The 17,645-nt window shown below is 44.2% G+C and carries 15 protein-coding genes; 5 read left to right on the forward strand and 10 right to left on the reverse strand.

What is annotated here, in order from left to right; all coding sequences use genetic code 11:
* Position 1 precedes the first annotated feature (1 nt).
* From F6K46_RS01740 to F6K46_RS01775, 8 genes are all read right to left on the reverse strand, one after another.
* Complete coding sequence (locus F6K46_RS01740) at positions 2–145, reverse strand: hypothetical protein (protein WP_293052638.1); 144 nt, start codon at positions 143–145, stop codon at positions 2–4.
* 154 nt (positions 146–299) lie between these two features.
* On the reverse strand, positions 300–2,084 hold the full coding sequence (locus tag F6K46_RS01745) for an ABC transporter ATP-binding protein (protein ID WP_293052641.1): 1,785 nt from the start codon (positions 2,082–2,084) through the stop codon (positions 300–302).
* A gap of 120 nt (positions 2,085–2,204) precedes the next feature.
* Positions 2,205–3,161 carry a glycosyltransferase family A protein gene (locus F6K46_RS01750; RefSeq protein ID WP_293052644.1) on the reverse strand — a complete coding sequence of 319 codons (957 nt, stop codon included), beginning with the start codon at positions 3,159–3,161 and terminating at the stop codon, positions 2,205–2,207.
* A 171-nt stretch (positions 3,162–3,332) separates the two neighbouring features.
* A complete protein-coding gene (locus F6K46_RS01755; protein ID WP_293052647.1) occupies positions 3,333–4,517 on the reverse strand; it encodes a glycosyltransferase in 1,185 nt (394 codons plus the stop codon).
* 185 nt (positions 4,518–4,702) lie between these two features.
* Positions 4,703–6,205, reverse strand: a complete 1,503-nt coding sequence (locus F6K46_RS01760) for an O-antigen ligase family protein (RefSeq protein ID WP_293052650.1) — start codon at positions 6,203–6,205, stop codon at positions 4,703–4,705.
* On the reverse strand, positions 6,141–8,360 hold the full coding sequence (locus F6K46_RS01765) for a polysaccharide biosynthesis tyrosine autokinase (protein WP_293052653.1): 2,220 nt from the start codon (positions 8,358–8,360) through the stop codon (positions 6,141–6,143). The genes F6K46_RS01760 and F6K46_RS01765 overlap by 65 nt, the downstream gene beginning before the upstream one ends.
* A 23-nt stretch (positions 8,361–8,383) precedes the next feature.
* A complete protein-coding gene (locus tag F6K46_RS01770; protein WP_293052656.1) occupies positions 8,384–9,556 on the reverse strand; it encodes a glycosyltransferase family 4 protein in 1,173 nt (390 codons plus the stop codon).
* 117 nt (positions 9,557–9,673) lie between these two features.
* Positions 9,674–10,873 (reverse strand): glycosyltransferase family 4 protein, encoded by a 1,200-nt coding sequence (locus tag F6K46_RS01775; protein WP_293052659.1) that lies wholly within the window; start codon positions 10,871–10,873, stop codon positions 9,674–9,676.
* A gap of 35 nt (positions 10,874–10,908) precedes the next feature.
* On the opposite strand from F6K46_RS01775, the gene F6K46_RS01780 reads away from it, so the two are divergent.
* On the forward strand, positions 10,909–11,061 hold the full coding sequence (locus F6K46_RS01780; RefSeq protein ID WP_293052662.1) for a hypothetical protein: 153 nt from the start codon (positions 10,909–10,911) through the stop codon (positions 11,059–11,061).
* 437 nt (positions 11,062–11,498) lie between these two features.
* Here the strand turns inward: F6K46_RS01780 and F6K46_RS01785 are convergent, their stop codons facing one another.
* Positions 11,499–11,630, reverse strand: a complete 132-nt coding sequence (locus tag F6K46_RS01785) for a hypothetical protein (RefSeq protein ID WP_293052665.1) — start codon at positions 11,628–11,630, stop codon at positions 11,499–11,501.
* Positions 11,631–12,297: 667 nt separating this feature from the next.
* Between F6K46_RS01785 and tmk the strand changes: the two genes are divergently transcribed.
* The 4 genes from tmk (at position 12,298) to F6K46_RS01805 (ending at position 16,003) form a co-directional block, all read left to right on the forward strand.
* Complete coding sequence (gene tmk / locus F6K46_RS01790; RefSeq protein WP_293052668.1) at positions 12,298–12,993, forward strand: dTMP kinase; 696 nt, start codon at positions 12,298–12,300, stop codon at positions 12,991–12,993.
* Positions 12,963–13,931, forward strand: coding sequence for a DNA polymerase III subunit delta' (holB, locus tag F6K46_RS01795; RefSeq protein ID WP_293052671.1), 969 nt, complete (start codon positions 12,963–12,965; stop codon positions 13,929–13,931). The genes tmk and holB overlap by 31 nt, the downstream gene beginning before the upstream one ends.
* Before the next feature lie 431 nt (positions 13,932–14,362).
* A complete protein-coding gene (locus F6K46_RS01800) occupies positions 14,363–14,965 on the forward strand; it encodes a peroxiredoxin (RefSeq protein WP_070393460.1) in 603 nt (200 codons plus the stop codon).
* A 273-nt stretch (positions 14,966–15,238) separates the two neighbouring features.
* Positions 15,239–16,003 carry a hypothetical protein gene (locus tag F6K46_RS01805; RefSeq protein WP_293052674.1) on the forward strand — a complete coding sequence of 255 codons (765 nt, stop codon included), beginning with the start codon at positions 15,239–15,241 and terminating at the stop codon, positions 16,001–16,003.
* A 120-nt stretch (positions 16,004–16,123) separates the two neighbouring features.
* Here the strand turns inward: F6K46_RS01805 and F6K46_RS01810 are convergent, their stop codons facing one another.
* A complete protein-coding gene (locus F6K46_RS01810; RefSeq protein WP_075900391.1) occupies positions 16,124–17,239 on the reverse strand; it encodes a geranylgeranyl reductase family protein in 1,116 nt (371 codons plus the stop codon).
* Positions 17,240–17,645 lie beyond the last annotated feature (406 nt).

Consider the following 17,645-nt stretch of genomic DNA (forward strand, 5'->3'; position numbering starts at 1 on the left):
GTTATCTAGCAAAGGGAACAGGGAACAGGGAACAGGGAATCGGGAATCGGGAATCGGGAATCGGGAATCGGGAATCGGGAATCGGGAATCGGGAATCGGGAATCGGGAATCGGGAATCGGGAATCGGGAACAAATATTTTCTCAATTTATTTATGATTGTTATCGATTAAATCTAAGAGTTTTGAATCAAAATCATTCATTAAATTAGCACAGATATTATTCTTCCCAATATTAGTATTTATCCAATCAAGTCAATGTCTAATTAATGATGTAGGAGATAGACAGCTAACTTGCTTTTATCAAATGTGGACATAGCGATTTTGCAAGCGATAGAGTTCAGTAAAGAATCCATTGAGCTTCAATAAATCCTGAAACTTCCCATGTTCGATCACCTGTCCCTGGTTCAACACCAAGATCTGATCAGCTTGTTCAATGGTGGAGAGGCGATGGGCAATAACAATCACCGTTCGATTTTGACTAAGATTATTTAGCGCCTCTTGGATTAAGTTCTCGGAAACACTATCGAGAGCATTAGTTGCCTCATCGAGAATCAGAATTTCTGGGTCGCGGACGATAGCACGAGCCAAGGCAATACGCTGTCGCTGACCTCCTGAGAGTCGAATTCCCCGGTCTCCTACTTTGGTATCATAACCTTGAGGCAATTGACTGATAAATTCATGGGCATGGGCAAGTTTGGCTGCTGCTCTAATTTCGTCTTCTGTAGCATCCAGCCGACCATAGGCAATGTTTTCCCCTACTGTTGTACTAAACATATGAATCTCCTGACTAACCAGGGCAATTCGGCTGCGCCAGTCAGCTAGATCCAGCTGTTGCAAGGGACAACCATCTACATAAATCTCTCCCTCTGTCGGGTCATAAAAACGGTAAATCAAGTCAATAATTGTGGATTTACCCGCACCTGAAGAGCCTACTAACGCAATGGTTTTACCTTGTGGGATAGCAATTGAAATAGTCTTAAGTGCAGGTTTTTCTGAGGGGTTGTAGTGAAAGGTGACAGATTCAAAAGAGATTTCTTGTCTGAGACCTTTAAAAGGAGTGTGACCAGAGTGAATATAAGGTTTATCAGAGGGATTCAAAAGATACATGACGTCTTCTACAGCACTTGTCAACGCAGCAAGTTCCACACGGGCACTATCTAACTGTTTCACCTGAGGTTGTAGACGATAGAGCATAAATAGAAACGTTAGTAATGTCGGTAGGGTAGCTTGGTTATGAAGCAGTGCAATAACTAGAATGCATAGAAGTAGAATTGTCGAGAGTACTTCAGAGAGGGGATTGACAACTTTAGCGAAAAGCTGAATCTTTAGTAAAGTATTACTTAAGTGCTTTGATGCCACATCAAAACGCTTATGCTCATAGGATTCATGGCCAAAAGCCCGAATTATCTTCATTCCAGAAAACCCTTCCAACATCAGGCAAGCAACGGCAGAATTAGCCTGCACCGCTTGTTTCCCTCTGTCATTTACGGATCCTGTCACCAACTTGATACTGAGGGAAATTAGTACTAATCCAGCAGCAACTAAAAGGGTTAGTTGCCACGATATTAACAGTAACAAAATTACAAATACAGAAATGGTACAGACATTAATGATCAGGTTAAAAAAATGCGATAGAGCCTCACAACTCCGCCAGGTTTGCTCAGTCAGTGTGTTGAGTAAATTTCCTGATTGATTCGTTTCTAAAAAAGAATAACTGACTTTCAGAAGCTGATTAAAAACACTGGCTCGTAACCGATGGTTAATCTTAAGGTAAAGCCAAGAGACTAAACTAGTATTTATATAAACAATTAAGTTTTTAATAAAAATGATTATGAAGATACATAAAGCAATAACTAAAATCCGAGCTTCGCTTGGCCAATCAATAACGATTTGCTCGATATTATTTAAAATAAAGCTATTTTGGAAGGCTTGAGAGCCTATATTACCAGAACTTTCCAGAAGAGGAATAAATAAACTAATACTAAATCCTTCTGCTAAAGAAGAGAAGACGCCTAAGGTTATAATTAATGGCAAAACCCAAGGATAAAATTTAAGTAATGGCGATAGGATTCTGAGTTGATTCATGCTTTATTGTTAATTATAAGCGCTGCGCGCAGGAAATAGGGAATAGAGAATAGGGAATAGGGAATGATTTAGCGTAGTATTCTAAAGGTTTTATAAATTCGTCTTCGATTACAGAAAAGATTAAGTTGAAATACCCAACGCTAGTTGACGGAGGGTTTGGGTCAGCGATCGCACGCTGTCGTAGCCATGAGGTCCAAACCAGCGAATTAATAGAATTGCTAAACTCAGGCGGATATAGCTTTCTGAATAGGCCATTTGTGGATAGTGCAAGAAAGCTTGCCTACGGAAATGGATTGCTTCTTTGTAGTTTCCTTGATCCACTGAATTCCAAGCCTGGTAGAGATTTAAGTAGCTATAACTCCGGTTACGCAAGTACAACAACTCAGAAGGAACAGATTGGAAATTTTTTTCTATGGCCTGACGTGAATCCTGGATCATTTCCTCACGCCTTTTAGACATGCTACTGGGATGCTGTCGCCAAAGAGTTAATGGTTCTTTGACCACTCCAAAGAGATAGTTTGCTGCAATCCGAATCCACATATCTCGATCAGCAGCGCTGGATAAGTTGGGGTCGAACATTCCGACAGTCTCAAAGCAACTCCGACGAACCATAACTGAGCTGCCATTGCCAATCATGTCAACCACCAGAATTTTCTCCCAAACATTTCCTTCTTGATGGAAAGCGATCATGCTGTTTGTGGGTTTACCTTGCTGATCAACTAGAGCTGTCCAGGTATACACTAGACCTGCCTCTGGATATTCTTCTAAACAGCTTACCTGTTTTTCAAGTTTAGTTGGCTTCCATAAATCATCTGCATCTAAGAAGGCGATATATTTTCCTTGAGCCTCGGCGATGCCTGTATTTCGTGCTACAGACACCCCTTGATTTTCTTGGGAAATCAGTTTGACTCGGGGGTCTGCTATTTGAGATGCCCATTCAACAATGTGGTCTGAACTACCATCGTTGATAATCAGTAACTCAAAGTCAGCAAGGGTTTGTGCTAAAACACTCTCCACTGTTTTCGGGAGGTATTCCATGGCATTATATGCTGGAATAACAACAGTAACTTTTGGCATAGTCAAGTGCATTAATTAAGTTAGTTAATCAAATTAGTTTGGTCAAATTAATTTGAAATTGAAACAATAATACGACAGATTAATTGTGATCAAAGGCAATAGGTAACCGGTAACTTGGGCTTAGAAAATTTTGGTAAAAGTAGCAAATACTTAACTATTTCATCGGAGCTATTAGTCTTTACTAGACTGGCTAATCATTTCCATGATTAAATCGCGATAGCGTAGAGCAACCATATCCCAACTAAAACGCACCGCATTCTGTCTAGCCTTAGTTTGCCAATCTTTGGTCAAAGCCTTTGCGATCGCTTCAGCATAAGCATCTAAATTTGTTACATCACATAAAATTCCGCTATCAGCTACAAGGTAACGCCGGATCTCATCATCAGTAGCAACTACTGGTAAACCGCAGGCCATTGCCTGTATGTAGGCTTGTCCGAATGGTTCATCGATAGAAGGGAGGGTAAATAGATCCCCATACCGATAAACGTCAGGCATTTGATTGAAGGGAAAGCTCTCTATGGCAAAGCGATTAGCTCCCAGCAATTCCTCACCTAATGCTTGAAAATACGCACGGTCAGGTCCATCGCCACAAATCAGAAGACTGCCATAAGGAAGCTTTGCGATCGCTCGAATTGCCAGTTCCACCCGTTTGTGATCGTTACGGTTTAAAGAAGCAACACACAAGACAATCGGCTTGTTCAAACCTAGGTCGATATGATCTCCCTCTGGCTTGAATCGATTCATATCTACGCCGTTGGGAATGATTGTGACAGGCTGATTAAGACGCTGTTTATCAACAAAGTCAGCCATTGTCTCAGAGAAAACCACCAGATTATTGGGACGAAATCGAAGGTTTCGTGCCAGTGATTTGCCATCGCCAGTCAAACCAGTGTCTGCCTTAAACAGAATGGGTGTGCCAATCAGTCCTCGTACAAAAGCTGCCATGGCCAAACCGCCATAGTCATTGCAAGGAAAGATTAAATCGGCTGGCTTTCTTAGCAGTCGCATCGCACAGGGAAGAAAACTACTCAAGTGTTCAATGACCATATCAGGGTGAGTGGAGAAGCTCCTGAACACTGAGTTAACTAAAGGATTACGTAGGAGATGACGAGCTTTTGTACGAGGGATGCCACCAGCAGGATAGTAAAAAGGACTACAGGGAGCCCCTGCTAACAATTCCACCTCAAAATAAGAACTAAGGTGATCAGTAAGCTCGATCGCAAAGCTTTCGGTTCCACCACTCCAGTTCACTCCTGCACTGGGATGCACTATGGCAACTCTGTAAGAGCGTTCGGTTTTCGTGAGTATCTGAGGTTTGACATCAGAACCCAAAAGTTTTTGAGTCATACTATTCATAATTTACAGGACAAAAATAGTGAAAAAAACAAATAAACTATTTTATTTAATTTTTAATAATTTTATTTTTTTAAACTAAAAAAAACTAGAGTTATTATTTCTTATTAGAGTTTAATATTCCTAAATAATATCCGTTTTTATATAATTAATGCCATAAATAAACAGACCTAATTCAAGATAAAAATTTATATTGTTTTGTCAATTGTATTTTGTTCAGTATTTGGTTTATTCCAATTCCAACCAGCTACTGCCAACAGAGTCCACCAATAGAAAAAGAGAGTTGTATGAGTCCAAATATTCTCGGTAAGCATTCCTACAGGTATTGCTAGAAGAATGGCCAACAGTGTTGAATACAAAGCCCGTTGTTGACTCCCAGGACGGGCCGATCTGATTAACTGGACAAGAGGCACAATCTGAATACCCAAAAAAGTGAAAAAACTGATCATACCTACAATTCCTTGTTCTACCAGGAAACGCACATAGTCGTTGTGGGGTTCCAGCCCATTACTACTGATGAGTTTGTTAGTTCCGAGACCATAACCCAGGATTGGGAAGTGTTTCCATTGCTCTAAAAGATAGGTCCATTGGGCCAGCCGCCAGTTGAAACTATTACCATCTCCCTGGGACAGCAAAATTGCCTTCCAAATATCGATATCTGGATTACCCAGTGGTGTTTGAGCGATGGAGCCGAGGCGTTCTTGTCCAAACTCTGTACTGCCAAACAAGCTGATAATTAGGGCAAACAGGACGATTCCTCCGATCAGGTTAAGCAGGCTCAATCTGGGAGCAATCAAAAAGACGATAAAAGCAGCCAGCATCATCAACCCAAATAGAGCCTTGGTACTCACGAAGAAAAAAGCTAGTACACCTAACAGGAGAAGCCAAGGCTTAGATTGCTGTGCCTGATTCTGTTTCCAGTAGGTCAAGCCAAGGAACAAAAACACGAAAGTGGTAAAGGTATTGGAGTGACCGAGAGTGCCGTTGATGCGAGCAGTGACTTCTAAGGAAGCAGAAAGGCTATACCCTGATGGTTTAATCAGGTCAGGAAGAAGTGAGTCAGGCAAGAGGATCTGGATTGATGCGACGGTAAGGGGCATGACCAGACCAAGAAACAGCAGATTTATAACTGTTTGAGGTGGAAGCCTGTCCTTTAGCTGCATCACTAGTAGGTACACCATCGGCCAAGAAAATAGGCGTACCCACTCCCGGATAGCAGTGGAAAAATAGGAGCCATCTAGTCCTAGTCCTCCTAACGGTAACAGTACTACCCATAAGCCTTGTAGCACCACCCAACCTGCTAGCAACCACCAAAACTTATCAGTGTGAACAATCTGACCGGTTAATAACCTCACGGTCACATAGAGCAAAGTCAAACCAATCAACCCAACGGCGAAAGCGGCTGGTACCCCCTGATCTGAGAAAATATCAAGGGAGCTACGCAATATCAATAGCCCCAGTACGGCTTGCTCAAACCGGGCAAAGAAGTACACCACCACCGCTACTGCAACCAAGCCTAAACCAAGCAAACTCGGCTGAGTACCTGCCAGTAAGCCAACAGCTAGACCAATGGGCACACCTGCCAGTCCTAGCCAAAAGGTCAGAGCAGAGAAACGATGCCAGGGGTTATGAATCTGCATGATCAACCCCCCTGGATACAACAGCACAATTGTTACTGGCTTCGTTGTCATGGGTCTGCCTGAATTGGGATTGAGGCTGGTAACTATCGAAGGAATAGGAATAGTACTGTTGATTGCGATCGCTTATGCCATTGACAACAAACCCCAGTATGGGAGTGCTACTCTCTTTCAATTCCGATACTGTCTTTAGTAGGATATCTTTCTGGGTAAAGTTGGGACGTGTGACTATCACCAATCCATCACTATACCGACTCAAGCTATGGGCATCAGCAAAACTACTAACTGGTGGGGTGTCTACAATGACTAGGTCATAATGATCAGCGGCTGCTGCCAAAATAGACTTCATCACCTGTGACTGTAGGAAGGTAGCCGAACCAGAAGGCAGTTCACTACAGGTCAAAATCGAAAGGTTTGCGATGGCTGTGGGTTGCACCGCCGACCGCCAGGTTTGATTGCTGTTAATCACATCTGTAACCTTTGGCTGAGGGGGTAAGCCAAACAAATTGTGCTGCATTGGGTGACGCCAGTCAGCATCAATAATCAATGTCCGCCAGGAAAATCTTACTGAAACCGCAGCCAAGTGGGAAGCTACCACTGACTTACCCTCTCCGGAAACAGCACTGCTGACCACAATCAGCTGTAACTTCTTCTGAGCACGCAACTCCATGGTGGTCAGGAGCAGGCGGTAAGGCTCGATTAACCTCATATCTGCTAAGAATCGGTTCGGTTGCTTAAGACTGAGTGCCTGAGCAGGTATCTTGGGTAATACCCCCAGCCTAGGCAGGTTCAGCAGTGCCTCCGCTTCCGAGGCATCGTGTAGGGTATTATCCATCACCTCCAGCAGCAGCACCATACCGACAGCTAGGGCAATTCCAGCAGCAGTAGCAATCACCAGCACCACTTTTGGATTGGGTTCCTTGGGTGATGAAGGAAGTTTTGCCCGCTCAATAATTTGAATATTGTTAACTAGTTGGGCTTCTGCAATCCGTGCTTCTTCGAGTTTGTTTTGGAGGAGTTTAAGAGAGGCAATTGCTTCTTCTTGTCGGCGAACTAAGGTAGCAAAGGGTTGCTGTAGAACTGGTATTTGACCAAGACGATTCTGGAGTTTAATACGCTCAGTCTGCACCAGGTAGAGCTTTTGTTCCAGTGCCGACCGTTCTGTTTCAGCTAAAATAAATCTAGAGGTAAAGTCCTGGCTCAACTGATCAGAGGCCACATCAGCAGGGGGAATAATTTGATTATTGGACTGATTAGTGGACTGATTAGTGAGCTGATTAGTGGGCAACAGACGAGAAAGTTTTTGATTGTAGAGGGCAAGAAGTTCATACCGCTCCTGAACCAGTGATATCACCGCTGGATTCTGATCAGTTAGACGCGATCGCATTTTGGCTAACTCCCGATCCAAATCTACTAGCTGAGCTCGTAAGGCTTGGAGTTCTTGATCTTGACCAATGCGTCCAGCAATGTAAGCATTCTGAGTATTATTCAGACTGGTTATGGTCTGGAGTTCTTGGCTACGGGTTTTAGCGTCTTGGAGTTGAATAGACACAGCACGTTCTTGGTCTTCTAAACTGGCTAAACTCCTGACTAAGAGTTGTGTTTGTTCCTCCGGAGACACTAAACCAGTGGTTTGTTTAAATTTGTTTAACGCTGCTTCTGCTGCTGCCACCTCCAAACGCCGTAATGGTACTTCTTTCTCCAAAAATTCCCGCACAGCCTTAGCTTCTGATCGAATCCCTTCAGCACTTTCGGAAACCATTGCGTTAGCGATCGCATTGAGCACCGTGGTTGCCAATTCTGGATTTTGACCCTGATAGCTCAGCTCAAGAATATTGGTGGCAGGCACAATTTTTACCTTTAAATCCTCACGGAGTTTGTCTATTGTCAGTCCTTCGTCTGAAGTGCCCAGTAGAGCAATCTCGTCAAGTGCTCGCTGAAGAACCCGTTCTGACCCCACTAGTTCTGCTTGAGTTGCGATCGGGTTAGCTCCACCGGGTGTATTAGCAGGGACTTGGCTGAGGTTACGACCCAACTCAGATACACTCACCTTTTTATTGTCCAGCATCAGCCGTGCTTTCATTTGGTAGACTGGTGGGGTAACAACCAAATAGGCAATCGCTCCACCAATTACAGATGTAAAGGTAGCAAGGGCTGGCAACAGCCGCCGCCTTAAGGCTAATGGTAGTGATGAAAGGCTTGTGTCCATAACGTTGACGAAACTCTGTGGTTTTACTGGTTCTTGACAAAGGGGAGTGTGACACTGAATTTGGCATCAGAGGACGCACAGAGTTTTTGATAGAGTCTCAAGTTATCAGCAGTAATTTTGTCCCAGTTATAGTAAGTAGCTACATGGTCTTGTGCTTTCTTTGCCATCTCCGCTAACTCTTGAGGTTGGCGGATCGCCCTCTCTAGACCTTGGACACAAGAGTCTACGTCTCCTGCTCGGAACAGTAGACCTCGTTCTTCACCAATCAATTGCTGATGGGGAGGGATATCACTAGCAAGCACTGGAATCCCTTCTTGCATTGCCTCTAGCATCACCAGCGGTAATCCTTCTAAATCCGAAGGCAGAACAAACAACCCTGCCCCCCGAACAATCTCGGCTAAGCGACTTCCATAGAGTTCACCAACGAATAACACGTCTTGATTTGTGCCTGCCAAGTCATGTAGGTTGGCGATGTAGTTATGAGTGTCACTATCACCACCAGCAATCACCAGTTTCCAACCGTTAGATTTGAGCCGTTGGAAAGCTTTGATCAGTAGATCAGGTCGTTTTTCCGGTACAAGCCTGCCCAAGAACAGAATGTAACGCCCCGAGTTTAGACCTAGGAATTTACCATAGGGAAATTTGGGGTCTGACTCTGGGTAACTCCCTGGAGCATTGGGAATATTAATTGTATTCTTGCTATAGGTGTTGAGAAAGTAATTTTGGAGTGCTTGTGAGACTACGACTAACTCATGGGCAGAGTAAACCGCGTTCCTTTCCCCCAAACGAATTAAGCCACTCGACCATGCCCCCCACTTGGCTCGTTGCCAGTCCAATCCCTGACAGGTAACCACAATCTTTGCAGAAGAGGCAATTCTGGAGAGCCAGGAGAACACAGCTGGACCTAGGGCATGGAAATGAATGATATCGTAGCGTTTGCCACTGGAGATAATCGCTGCCAGGGCAGCATTAGCAAAAGCATCTATTCCTCTCAAGCGTATCGAGGGTAGAGAGATTACTCGAACACCTTTGTAGTCAGAGGATGAAAAACCGGTAGACTTGGTGTAAGACGAGCGTGCAAATAGGTCTACCGAATGACCTTGGGCAACCATTCTGGGATAGAGTTCTGTGCAGTAACGTTCAATGCCACCTTGCTTAACAGGTACTCCTTTGGCTCCAATTACAGCAATTTTCATTACTTCTAGTTTCCTCTTTTACAATACTCTTCGGCAGACGAATGAAGTGGTGATGACATCCTGAGTATGTAAGTTTGACTGCTCTATCTTGATTAAAGGCAGCCGATTAGACAGAGATTACAGAGACCGTTGGTGAGCACGGTGTAGCATTTGCTCATAAACACTCGTGACAACTGTGCGAGCACTATAGGGTTGAGCCGTGCGCACACAGGAGGAGGCTGGATAATGCTCTGGATGGTGCAGAACCTTGCCCAAAGCATCTGCGATCGCAACTTTGGTACGCTCCTTGCAAACAATCCCACTGTCAGCACCGAGAAATTTGGGGGTTTCACCACAATTCGTAGTCACTACAGGTGTCCCACAGGCGAGAGCCTCAAGGACAGTCAAGGGCAGTCCCTCGTAAACGCTACTCAAAACAAAGACACTACAGACACGGTATAAGTTTGCTAGTTTTTGTTGACCTACTGCTCCGAGCATAGTCACTCGGTTAGACAACCCAAGAAAGCAAATTTCACCACGGAGTTCATCTTTTAACTCCCCATCCCCAGCAATCAGTAAGTGAACATTGGGAATATATAAAGCTGCCATTGCCCGTATCAGTAACATCGGGTCTTTTTGAGGATGCAGACGACCGGCGAACAGGAGAAAACGGGTCTGTTCAGGCAAATTATGCTCCTGTGCTAGAGCTTTGCGTCTTTGTTCTCGTTCCTTTTGGTCTAGGGCATAGAACACCTCCTCATCAACGGTGTTTTTCAGGTAAGCAACACGATTTGCGATCGCTGGATAACGCTGTTGATAAAACTTAGCTGATTCAGTATTGCAGGAAAAAATTTGGCTAAATTGCTTCACCAGTAAGCGTTCGAGGGCAAAATAGCTTGCAGAAAAACGCTGCCAAAGAATGCCATTATTAGCCGTTGCAGGATTCATCTGCTTGGCAATGTCATTGTGTACAAACAGCGTCTTCTCTCCAGACCAATTGAGAGCTGCTAAGCTAGGTTCGATGCGATGAAAATGCATGAAATCCGATGCCAAGCAACGACCGAACAGGGCAGTCGTATACTTCACTGTCGTGGGTATCAAGCGCCTAACATTGTCATCTTCCATAGGAAACAAGGGCATAAATTGAATGGCTCGACCGGCTAGTTCCCCTTCTTGCCATACACCGGAAGGTGAAGCCAGGTCTCCTGTTCCCACCAACCGCACCTCGAACTCACTCGGAGCATATTTGATAAAGGAGCGGATCACGGTCTGAATCCCACCAATGCTGCTATGCCAAGGATTAAACTGATAGAAAATAGTTAAAATTAGTTTCTGCATTACTTGAATTAAAATGAGAACCGCAATAGCACTTTTTGTTTATATGTAAACAGAGGAGTCATCGAACAAGGGAATTTCGGATCTCGGAACTTCCGATCAGTATTAAAGAGCGATGGAACGCGGTCTTGGGTGAAACCACGGCAGTTGCTCATGGGGGAGACCCCCAAGACCGCACCTCACAGGGGTAGGTTTTTTACAAAGGGGCGAGTACGTACTTTTATTGTCAAGTACCAGAGCACGAGTGGGGGAAATATTGTCAAGTACCAGAGCGCGAGTGGGGGAAACCACGGCAGTTCCATCAAGACAATGATGATTTTTAACGACAATAATGGTATATTTTCTTATCCCCCACACCCGGTCACCCCACACCCGGTCACCCCACACCTGAGGTCAAAGTAAAAAACCTACCCTTATGAGCAAGACCGCACTGCCTCCCCAAGACCGCGCTCCATCAAGACGATCCGAGGATTTTTTGGTGTGCTGATAAATCAGTAGACTTCGCGGCAGTTGTCGGGAACAGGGAACAGCGGATCTGGGAACAGTGGACAAGAATTGACGCAAACACTATCAGAAAACTACTTTTGCAAGAGGTCTAGTATTTGGTTTTATCATCTATTTGCAAATGCTACATATAGCAATTATCTTCACGAGTGAGGTATAAATTTATGGGTTTTAGGGAACAGGTAACAGGAAACAGGGAGCAGGGAGCAGGGAGCAGAGAATCGGTAATAAGGAAAAAAAAATCTCTGTACCTCATAGCTATGATAAACTCTATAATTAAGCATCGTGTGTTCACTAACTAAGTATAATTATTGGAATCGTTACCCTTTATTACCTATAGATAATAGGTAGATGGCATTGATTAAATACCCTAACCTAGGATAAAACTATATTTTTATCAAAAGTAATTATTGTATTTTTTAATAAAAAAATACAATGGTAGTTTATAGTTTATCAACTTGTTAGTTAATACAAATATAAAATCAACAATCAGGATTTTTACATAAATTTTTAAAAACTACTGGATGTAAAAAGCGCTAACACTATTAAGTGAATAGTTGGTGAATTACTATAAAGGAAAAAAAGCTAAATTTTTTTTTACAGACAAATTTTATATACAACTATGAACACTACCAAAAGCATCGGACAGGATATAGCGTTTCTCGAACTTATGAGGTAGAGTATTATTTGAGGCTAATTCCCTGTCTTGAGGGAAAAAGCAAGTGGTTTTGGGTCTGTGTGTTAAGACAGAACCGCCGGATGGAGGAGCTTTGTCTTGATGCAGAGCGCGAGTGGGGTGGCTTCCTTAAAGCTATAGTTGCAAATGTGACCTTGCACTATCAAACCTTGCACTATCAATAAAAAGCCAATAAAAAGCTGTAGGCTATCAACATGTTTAGGCATGAGTAGTAGAGGAGGTGGGCTTGAGCGGTAAGCTAATTGTTTTCGAGGGAGTGGAAGGGGGTGGTAAAACTACCCAACTGCAGCGATGCTCACATTGGCTTCGAGCTGGTGGCTTACAAGACTGTCTAGGTAATGTTTGTTTGGGAAATCAAACCATGCCCGTTGTTGTAGTCACTAGAGAACCGGGGGGAACATTATTAGGCGCTAAGGTTCGCCAACTGCTACTGGATAAAGATTCCTCACCCATTCACCCTCGGGCTGAACTTTTACTCTATGCTGCTGATCGGGCTGAACATGTTGAAGAGTTGATTAAGCCACAGTTAGTCAACGGAGCAATTATTTTATGCGATCGCTACACGGATTCGACAATTGCCTACCAGGGTTATGGGCGAGGTATTGACTTGAAATTGATCGAGGAGCTTAATCAAATTGCTACCGCTGGACTAGAAAGTGACCTCACCCTGTGGCTGGATATTGATGTCGAAATTGGTCTGGAACGGGCGCGACAACGGGGAACCGTTGACCGCATGGAGCAAGCTGACTTAGCATTTCACCGACGAGTGCAGCAGGGATTTCAGCAGTTGTATCAACAAAATCCCCATCGGATTGTTCGGGTAGATGCTAGCTACAGTGAGGAGGAAGTCCATAATTCCATTCAGAAGATTTTGCGTGAACGGTTTAAATCATGGTTCCAGGAGCATTCGATTTTATCCTAGGGCAAGACCAAGCGATCGCATTATTGCACGGAGCAATTACAACCAACCGCATTGCCCCTGCCTACCTGTTTGCCGGTCCATCTGGGGTGGGGCGGAATCTGGTAGCACGGGCTTTTATTGAACAGTTGTTTTGTCAAGGTATCCCAGCTGATGGGCAAGTATCAATTAAAAAACGACTGATTCAGGGCAATCACCCGGATGTATTGTGGGTAGAGCCAACCTATCTCCACAATGGTATACTTGTTTCTGCTACAGAGGCTGTCCAAAAAGGAATTCAGCGTCAGGCACCCCCCCAAATTCGGTTGGAACAAATTCGGGAAATTGCTCGGTTTCTGAGTAATTCTCCTCTAGAAGCATCGCGCCAGGTGGTGGTACTAGAGCAGGCAGAAACTATGGCAGAGCCAGCAGCCAATGGTTTGCTGAAGACTCTCGAAGAACCGGGAAATGCTACGTTGATTGTGATCGCACCTAGCACTGAGGCTTTGTTGCCGACCCTAGTGTCTCGCTGCCAGCGGATTCCATTTTATCGGCTGGGGCCCGAAACTATGACAACAGTGCTGCGGCAAACCGGTCATCAACAGATTTTACAGGAACCATCAGTACTCGCCATTGCCCAGGGAAGTCCGGGGGAAGCGATCGCTGCTTTTGAACAACTCCAAGCTATGCCCCCAAAGTTACTCACCCAACTTACCCAGTTACCCCACACATCCCGTCAAGCATTAGCACTGGCAAAGGAAATCGACAACAAGCTGGATACCCACACTCAGCTTTGGTTAGTGAAGTATTTACAACACTGCTACTGGCAATCACACACTCAACCAGACATGATTAAAAAGCTAGAGCAAGCTCGGCAATACCTGCTCAGTTATGCTCAGCCGCGATTGGTTTGGGAGGTAACCCTGTTGGAATTGAGTATTCTTGAAGGATCAAGGATTTAGGATCAATTATAAAGCATGAAGAATAAAATGTAAAAGAGTAATTGGGAAGGATCAAGGATAAAGCTCCATCAAGTATTTCCTAATACTGGATACTTAGGTGCGCTCTTACCATTAAGAATTCAATTCGCCACGGGTCGCACCTGAAGGAAATCCTACTAATCAAAATCGTTATGACTATGATATATTTGTAAAGGTTCGTAAATAATCAATTAGATTTGATACCATTTGTGTGGTTGGTTACAGATCATGGTCTGGCCATGAAAATCGGATATTGGGTAGATCATTTTCTTATCCATGAACTCCCTCTCAAGATGTATGTATTTAGCCAGCACTTTGAGAAATAGTATGAGTAGCATGGTTTGAGGTGACCACCACTTGATCAGCAATCTGTAGCCAACTGACACCCTACACACTTTAAGGAGCATAACTACATGACTACAACAGAAGGATGTCTCCGGGTAGGCCAACTGGCTCCCGACTTCACGGCCACTGCTGTATTCGAGCAAGAGTTCAAGACAATTAAACTGTCTGACTATCGTGGTAAATACGTCGTTGTGTTTTTCTATCCCCTAGACTTCACTTTTGTTTGTCCTACCGAAATTACTGCATTTAGCGATCGCTTTGAAGAATTCAAAGAACTAGGCACCGAAGTCCTTGGCGTCTCTGTTGACAGTGAATTCTCTCACCTAGCTTGGATTCAGACTGACCGCAAGAATGGTGGTGTAGGCGATCTAGCTTATCCTCTGGTTTCTGATATCAAAAAAGAAATCAGCACAGTTTACAACGTTCTTGACCCGGAAGCCGGTATTGCCTTGCGTGGTTTATTCATCATCGACAAGGAGGGCATAATCCAGCACGCTACTATCAATAACCTCTCCTTTGGTCGTAGCGTTGACGAAACCCTGCGTACCTTGAAAGCGATTCAATACGTTCAAGCTCATCCCGATGAAGTTTGCCCAGCAGGGTGGCAACCAGGTGACAAAACTATGAACCCTGACCCTGTTAAATCAAAAGTTTACTTTGCTGCGGTATAACCGAATCGCAAATATCTCAGCCCTCCTACCTTGAAGACGGAGCTTTAATACTGGGAAATTGATTGGGTATAATACCTCTTCAATTTCCCATTAACATTATGGGAACATTTTGACCGAAAAATTGGGGACTGTGAGGGGTGAGGTGCTATAGATACGGGGTTAGCCTTACCCCTGACATCAACTTGCTTGAGCAACGCGAAACCGACATATAGTGAGTAGGGAGGAGTGTCAATCCATTGAATCAACAAATGGCGCTGCCTGGGAGGAATTACAATGTCAGAAGAGCAAAAACAGCAGCCAGAAGCGGCAAAGGATGAACCAATTCAAACGCCGCCGACACCATCAGTGACAGATAAATCCGAAGACAGCTTGGAAACAACAAGTCAATCACCTCAGACAACTGGCAAGGAAAAGTTATCGTCTTCTGAGCCTAAGTCTGAATTAATGAATCGGTTGCTGCCGATTCTTAGTAGTCTTGGCCGGTTGTGGGATGGGACCTTGACAAAAGTCCGCTCCTTGCTACCGGCAGCTTGGAATGAAAAACTGTCTGATTGGATGTTGACTGGTGCGATCGCAAGCGTGGTAGTAGTAATTCTGTGGACAACACTAGCGCTTCTACCAAAGACACCAGCAGAGGTGGCACAAGTTCCTGCTGATACCATTAATTCTCCACAAAATTTGGAAGTTCCTCAGGAATCACAACTTGTGGAATCGGAACCCATACCCACACCAGAGTTAACTCCGGAACAAAGCCTGATTGTCGCAATTCAAAATCAAATTGCGGGTATTACGGCTCAGTACGGTAATGACCTGATTCAAGCAATTGAGGCCAACTTTCTCAGAAGTATGCTCTTGGTCAAGGTCAGTGATGAATGGTACCAACTCAACGATGGTCAGCAGAATACCTTAGCTCAAAGGATGCTGAGCCAGTCTCAAGAATTAGACTTTAGCAAGTTGGAAATTACTGACCTAGAGGGAACGTTAGTTGCCCGTAGTCCTGTGGTGGGGTCAAGTATGGTCATTTTTACCCGACATTAATTCTGTTATATGTTAACGATTGAGGGTTGACCCTTGACTGTCAACCCTCAACAACCCTAACTATTTAGCTGATCTATTTAGGTGATAAAACACGTAATCAAATCAATGATCTGATCACTATTATCCACCGCTTAATGGGTTCAAGCGCTTCATGGCACGATTGACCACATCGGAGTAGCGTAATTCCCCACAGAGAATGTTGAGCATGATTTGAGTAGCAACGGGTTTTTTAACGCCGACTTTGTAGGCAATTCCAGGAAAGCGGTAGAAAGCTCCAGCGAGCTTAGCAGCCCAACTCATATCAGTTCCCCGTTCTTCCTGCATCACCTGGGTATAGTTTTCTAAGGCATCAGCTTGACCTGCCAAAGCTTGTTGAATGGCCTCAGCTGCTTTCATGCCACTGAACATGGAGGGTCGAATTCCCTCAGCAGTCATGGGATCGACCACACAGGCAGCTTCCCCAGCTAATACAGCATTTTGTGTATGGAGCTTTTCCTGACCTTCCCAGACACAGATGGCACCTTCGTGCTGTTTACAGCTACTTAAGTCTAAGCCGGATTTCTCCGCATAACCTTTGACTATCTTTTCCATGTCTTTGAGGTCACCACCCCGTAAGGAGCCAAGACCAATGGAGTAGCCTTCGGGTTTAGGAATACTCCAGATAAAGCCATTTTTGACCTGACCAAAGTCAAAATGGATCTCCTTACTATTGGTGTCCGATTTGGCCACCTCTAGGGCTAATGCCAAACGTGATTTACGTTCTTTGAATCCCAACCATTTTGCCATCGGTCCAGTAGCACCGTCAGCTGCAATCACGTAGCGACCTTCAACAGTGCCATTGACAGTGTTGACCTGCCAGTGGTCTCCCTTAAACTCTACCCCTGTAACTGCTGTATTATCTCGAATTTCAGCACCTTGTTTTTGGGCTTGTTGGATGAGATAGTGATCGAAAACATCCCGTTGCACCATCCAAACTGGTTCTTGAGTGTCCAGTTTCACCTCTACTGGATCATCCATTTTCCAGGTGTAGCGTACACTCTCAGCTTTCAGAGATATCGCAGGTGTAAAGTCGAAATCAAACCACTGTTGCACTTGTGGGGAAACCGCACCACTACAAGCCTTGTACCGGGGTAAGGATTCTTTTTCTAGAACCACCACAGACTTTCCAGCTTTAGCCAGGTGATAAGCAGCCGTTCCACCAGCCGGTCCCGCACCAACGATTATGCAGTCAAACATGATGTTTCTACTTTACTCCTCAAAGATTTATCGATTGAATTTCAAAGACTAACGGCCCAGTGTGTCAGCCTACTATCCAAGTTGAGTGACCAATTTACCAGGACTTACTCACGCTTGATGCCCAGCAATTGAGACAAACTAACATTCGGGAATTGTAAAATCACTATCAATTCATAATAATGACCCTACAAACATTGCAGGGTCGAGATTAGGCTATTACCAAAATGCTTACCCTTAATCGATAACATCCTGAAAACGCCTAATCAGTTATTATCTGGATGCACCTCTACACTGATAGTTTTTGTCTCTTGTTCATTCAATTTTTCAGTCATTAGACTCGTTAATCCGGATAGTTTAGTTGGCTAATTATTAGGGTAATCATTAGTTTGTATAACCATTATTGACC

This window comes from Moorena sp. SIO3E8 (assembly GCF_010692445.1).
Classification (GTDB): Bacteria; Cyanobacteriota; Cyanobacteriia; order Cyanobacteriales; family Coleofasciculaceae; genus Moorena; species Moorena bouillonii.

What these genes read in the sequence shown, in the direction of transcription:
- F6K46_RS01775 (WP_293052659.1), bottom strand. Translation starts at nt 10,873, where the DNA reads ATGCAGAAACTAATTTTAACTATTTTCTATCAGTTTAATCCTTGGCAT.
- F6K46_RS01765 (WP_293052653.1), bottom strand. Translation starts at nt 8,360, where the DNA reads ATGGACACAAGCCTTTCATCACTACCATTAGCCTTAAGGCGGCGGCTG.
- F6K46_RS01745 (WP_293052641.1), bottom strand. Translation starts at nt 2,084, where the DNA reads ATGAATCAACTCAGAATCCTATCGCCATTACTTAAATTTTATCCTTGG.
- F6K46_RS01785 (WP_293052665.1), bottom strand. Translation starts at nt 11,630, where the DNA reads ATGAGGTACAGAGATTTTTTTTTCCTTATTACCGATTCTCTGCTCCCT.
- F6K46_RS01805 (WP_293052674.1), top strand. Translation starts at nt 15,239, where the DNA reads ATGTCAGAAGAGCAAAAACAGCAGCCAGAAGCGGCAAAGGATGAACCA.
- F6K46_RS01755 (WP_293052647.1), bottom strand. Translation starts at nt 4,517, where the DNA reads ATGAATAGTATGACTCAAAAACTTTTGGGTTCTGATGTCAAACCTCAG.
- F6K46_RS01810 (WP_075900391.1), bottom strand. Translation starts at nt 17,239, where the DNA reads ATGTTTGACTGCATAATCGTTGGTGCGGGACCGGCTGGTGGAACGGCT.
- holB (WP_293052671.1), top strand. Translation starts at nt 12,963, where the DNA reads ATGGTTCCAGGAGCATTCGATTTTATCCTAGGGCAAGACCAAGCGATC.
- F6K46_RS01750 (WP_293052644.1), bottom strand. Translation starts at nt 3,161, where the DNA reads ATGCCAAAAGTTACTGTTGTTATTCCAGCATATAATGCCATGGAATAC.
- F6K46_RS01760 (WP_293052650.1), bottom strand. Translation starts at nt 6,205, where the DNA reads ATGACAACGAAGCCAGTAACAATTGTGCTGTTGTATCCAGGGGGGTTG.
- F6K46_RS01800 (WP_070393460.1), top strand. Translation starts at nt 14,363, where the DNA reads ATGACTACAACAGAAGGATGTCTCCGGGTAGGCCAACTGGCTCCCGAC.
- F6K46_RS01770 (WP_293052656.1), bottom strand. Translation starts at nt 9,556, where the DNA reads ATGAAAATTGCTGTAATTGGAGCCAAAGGAGTACCTGTTAAGCAAGGT.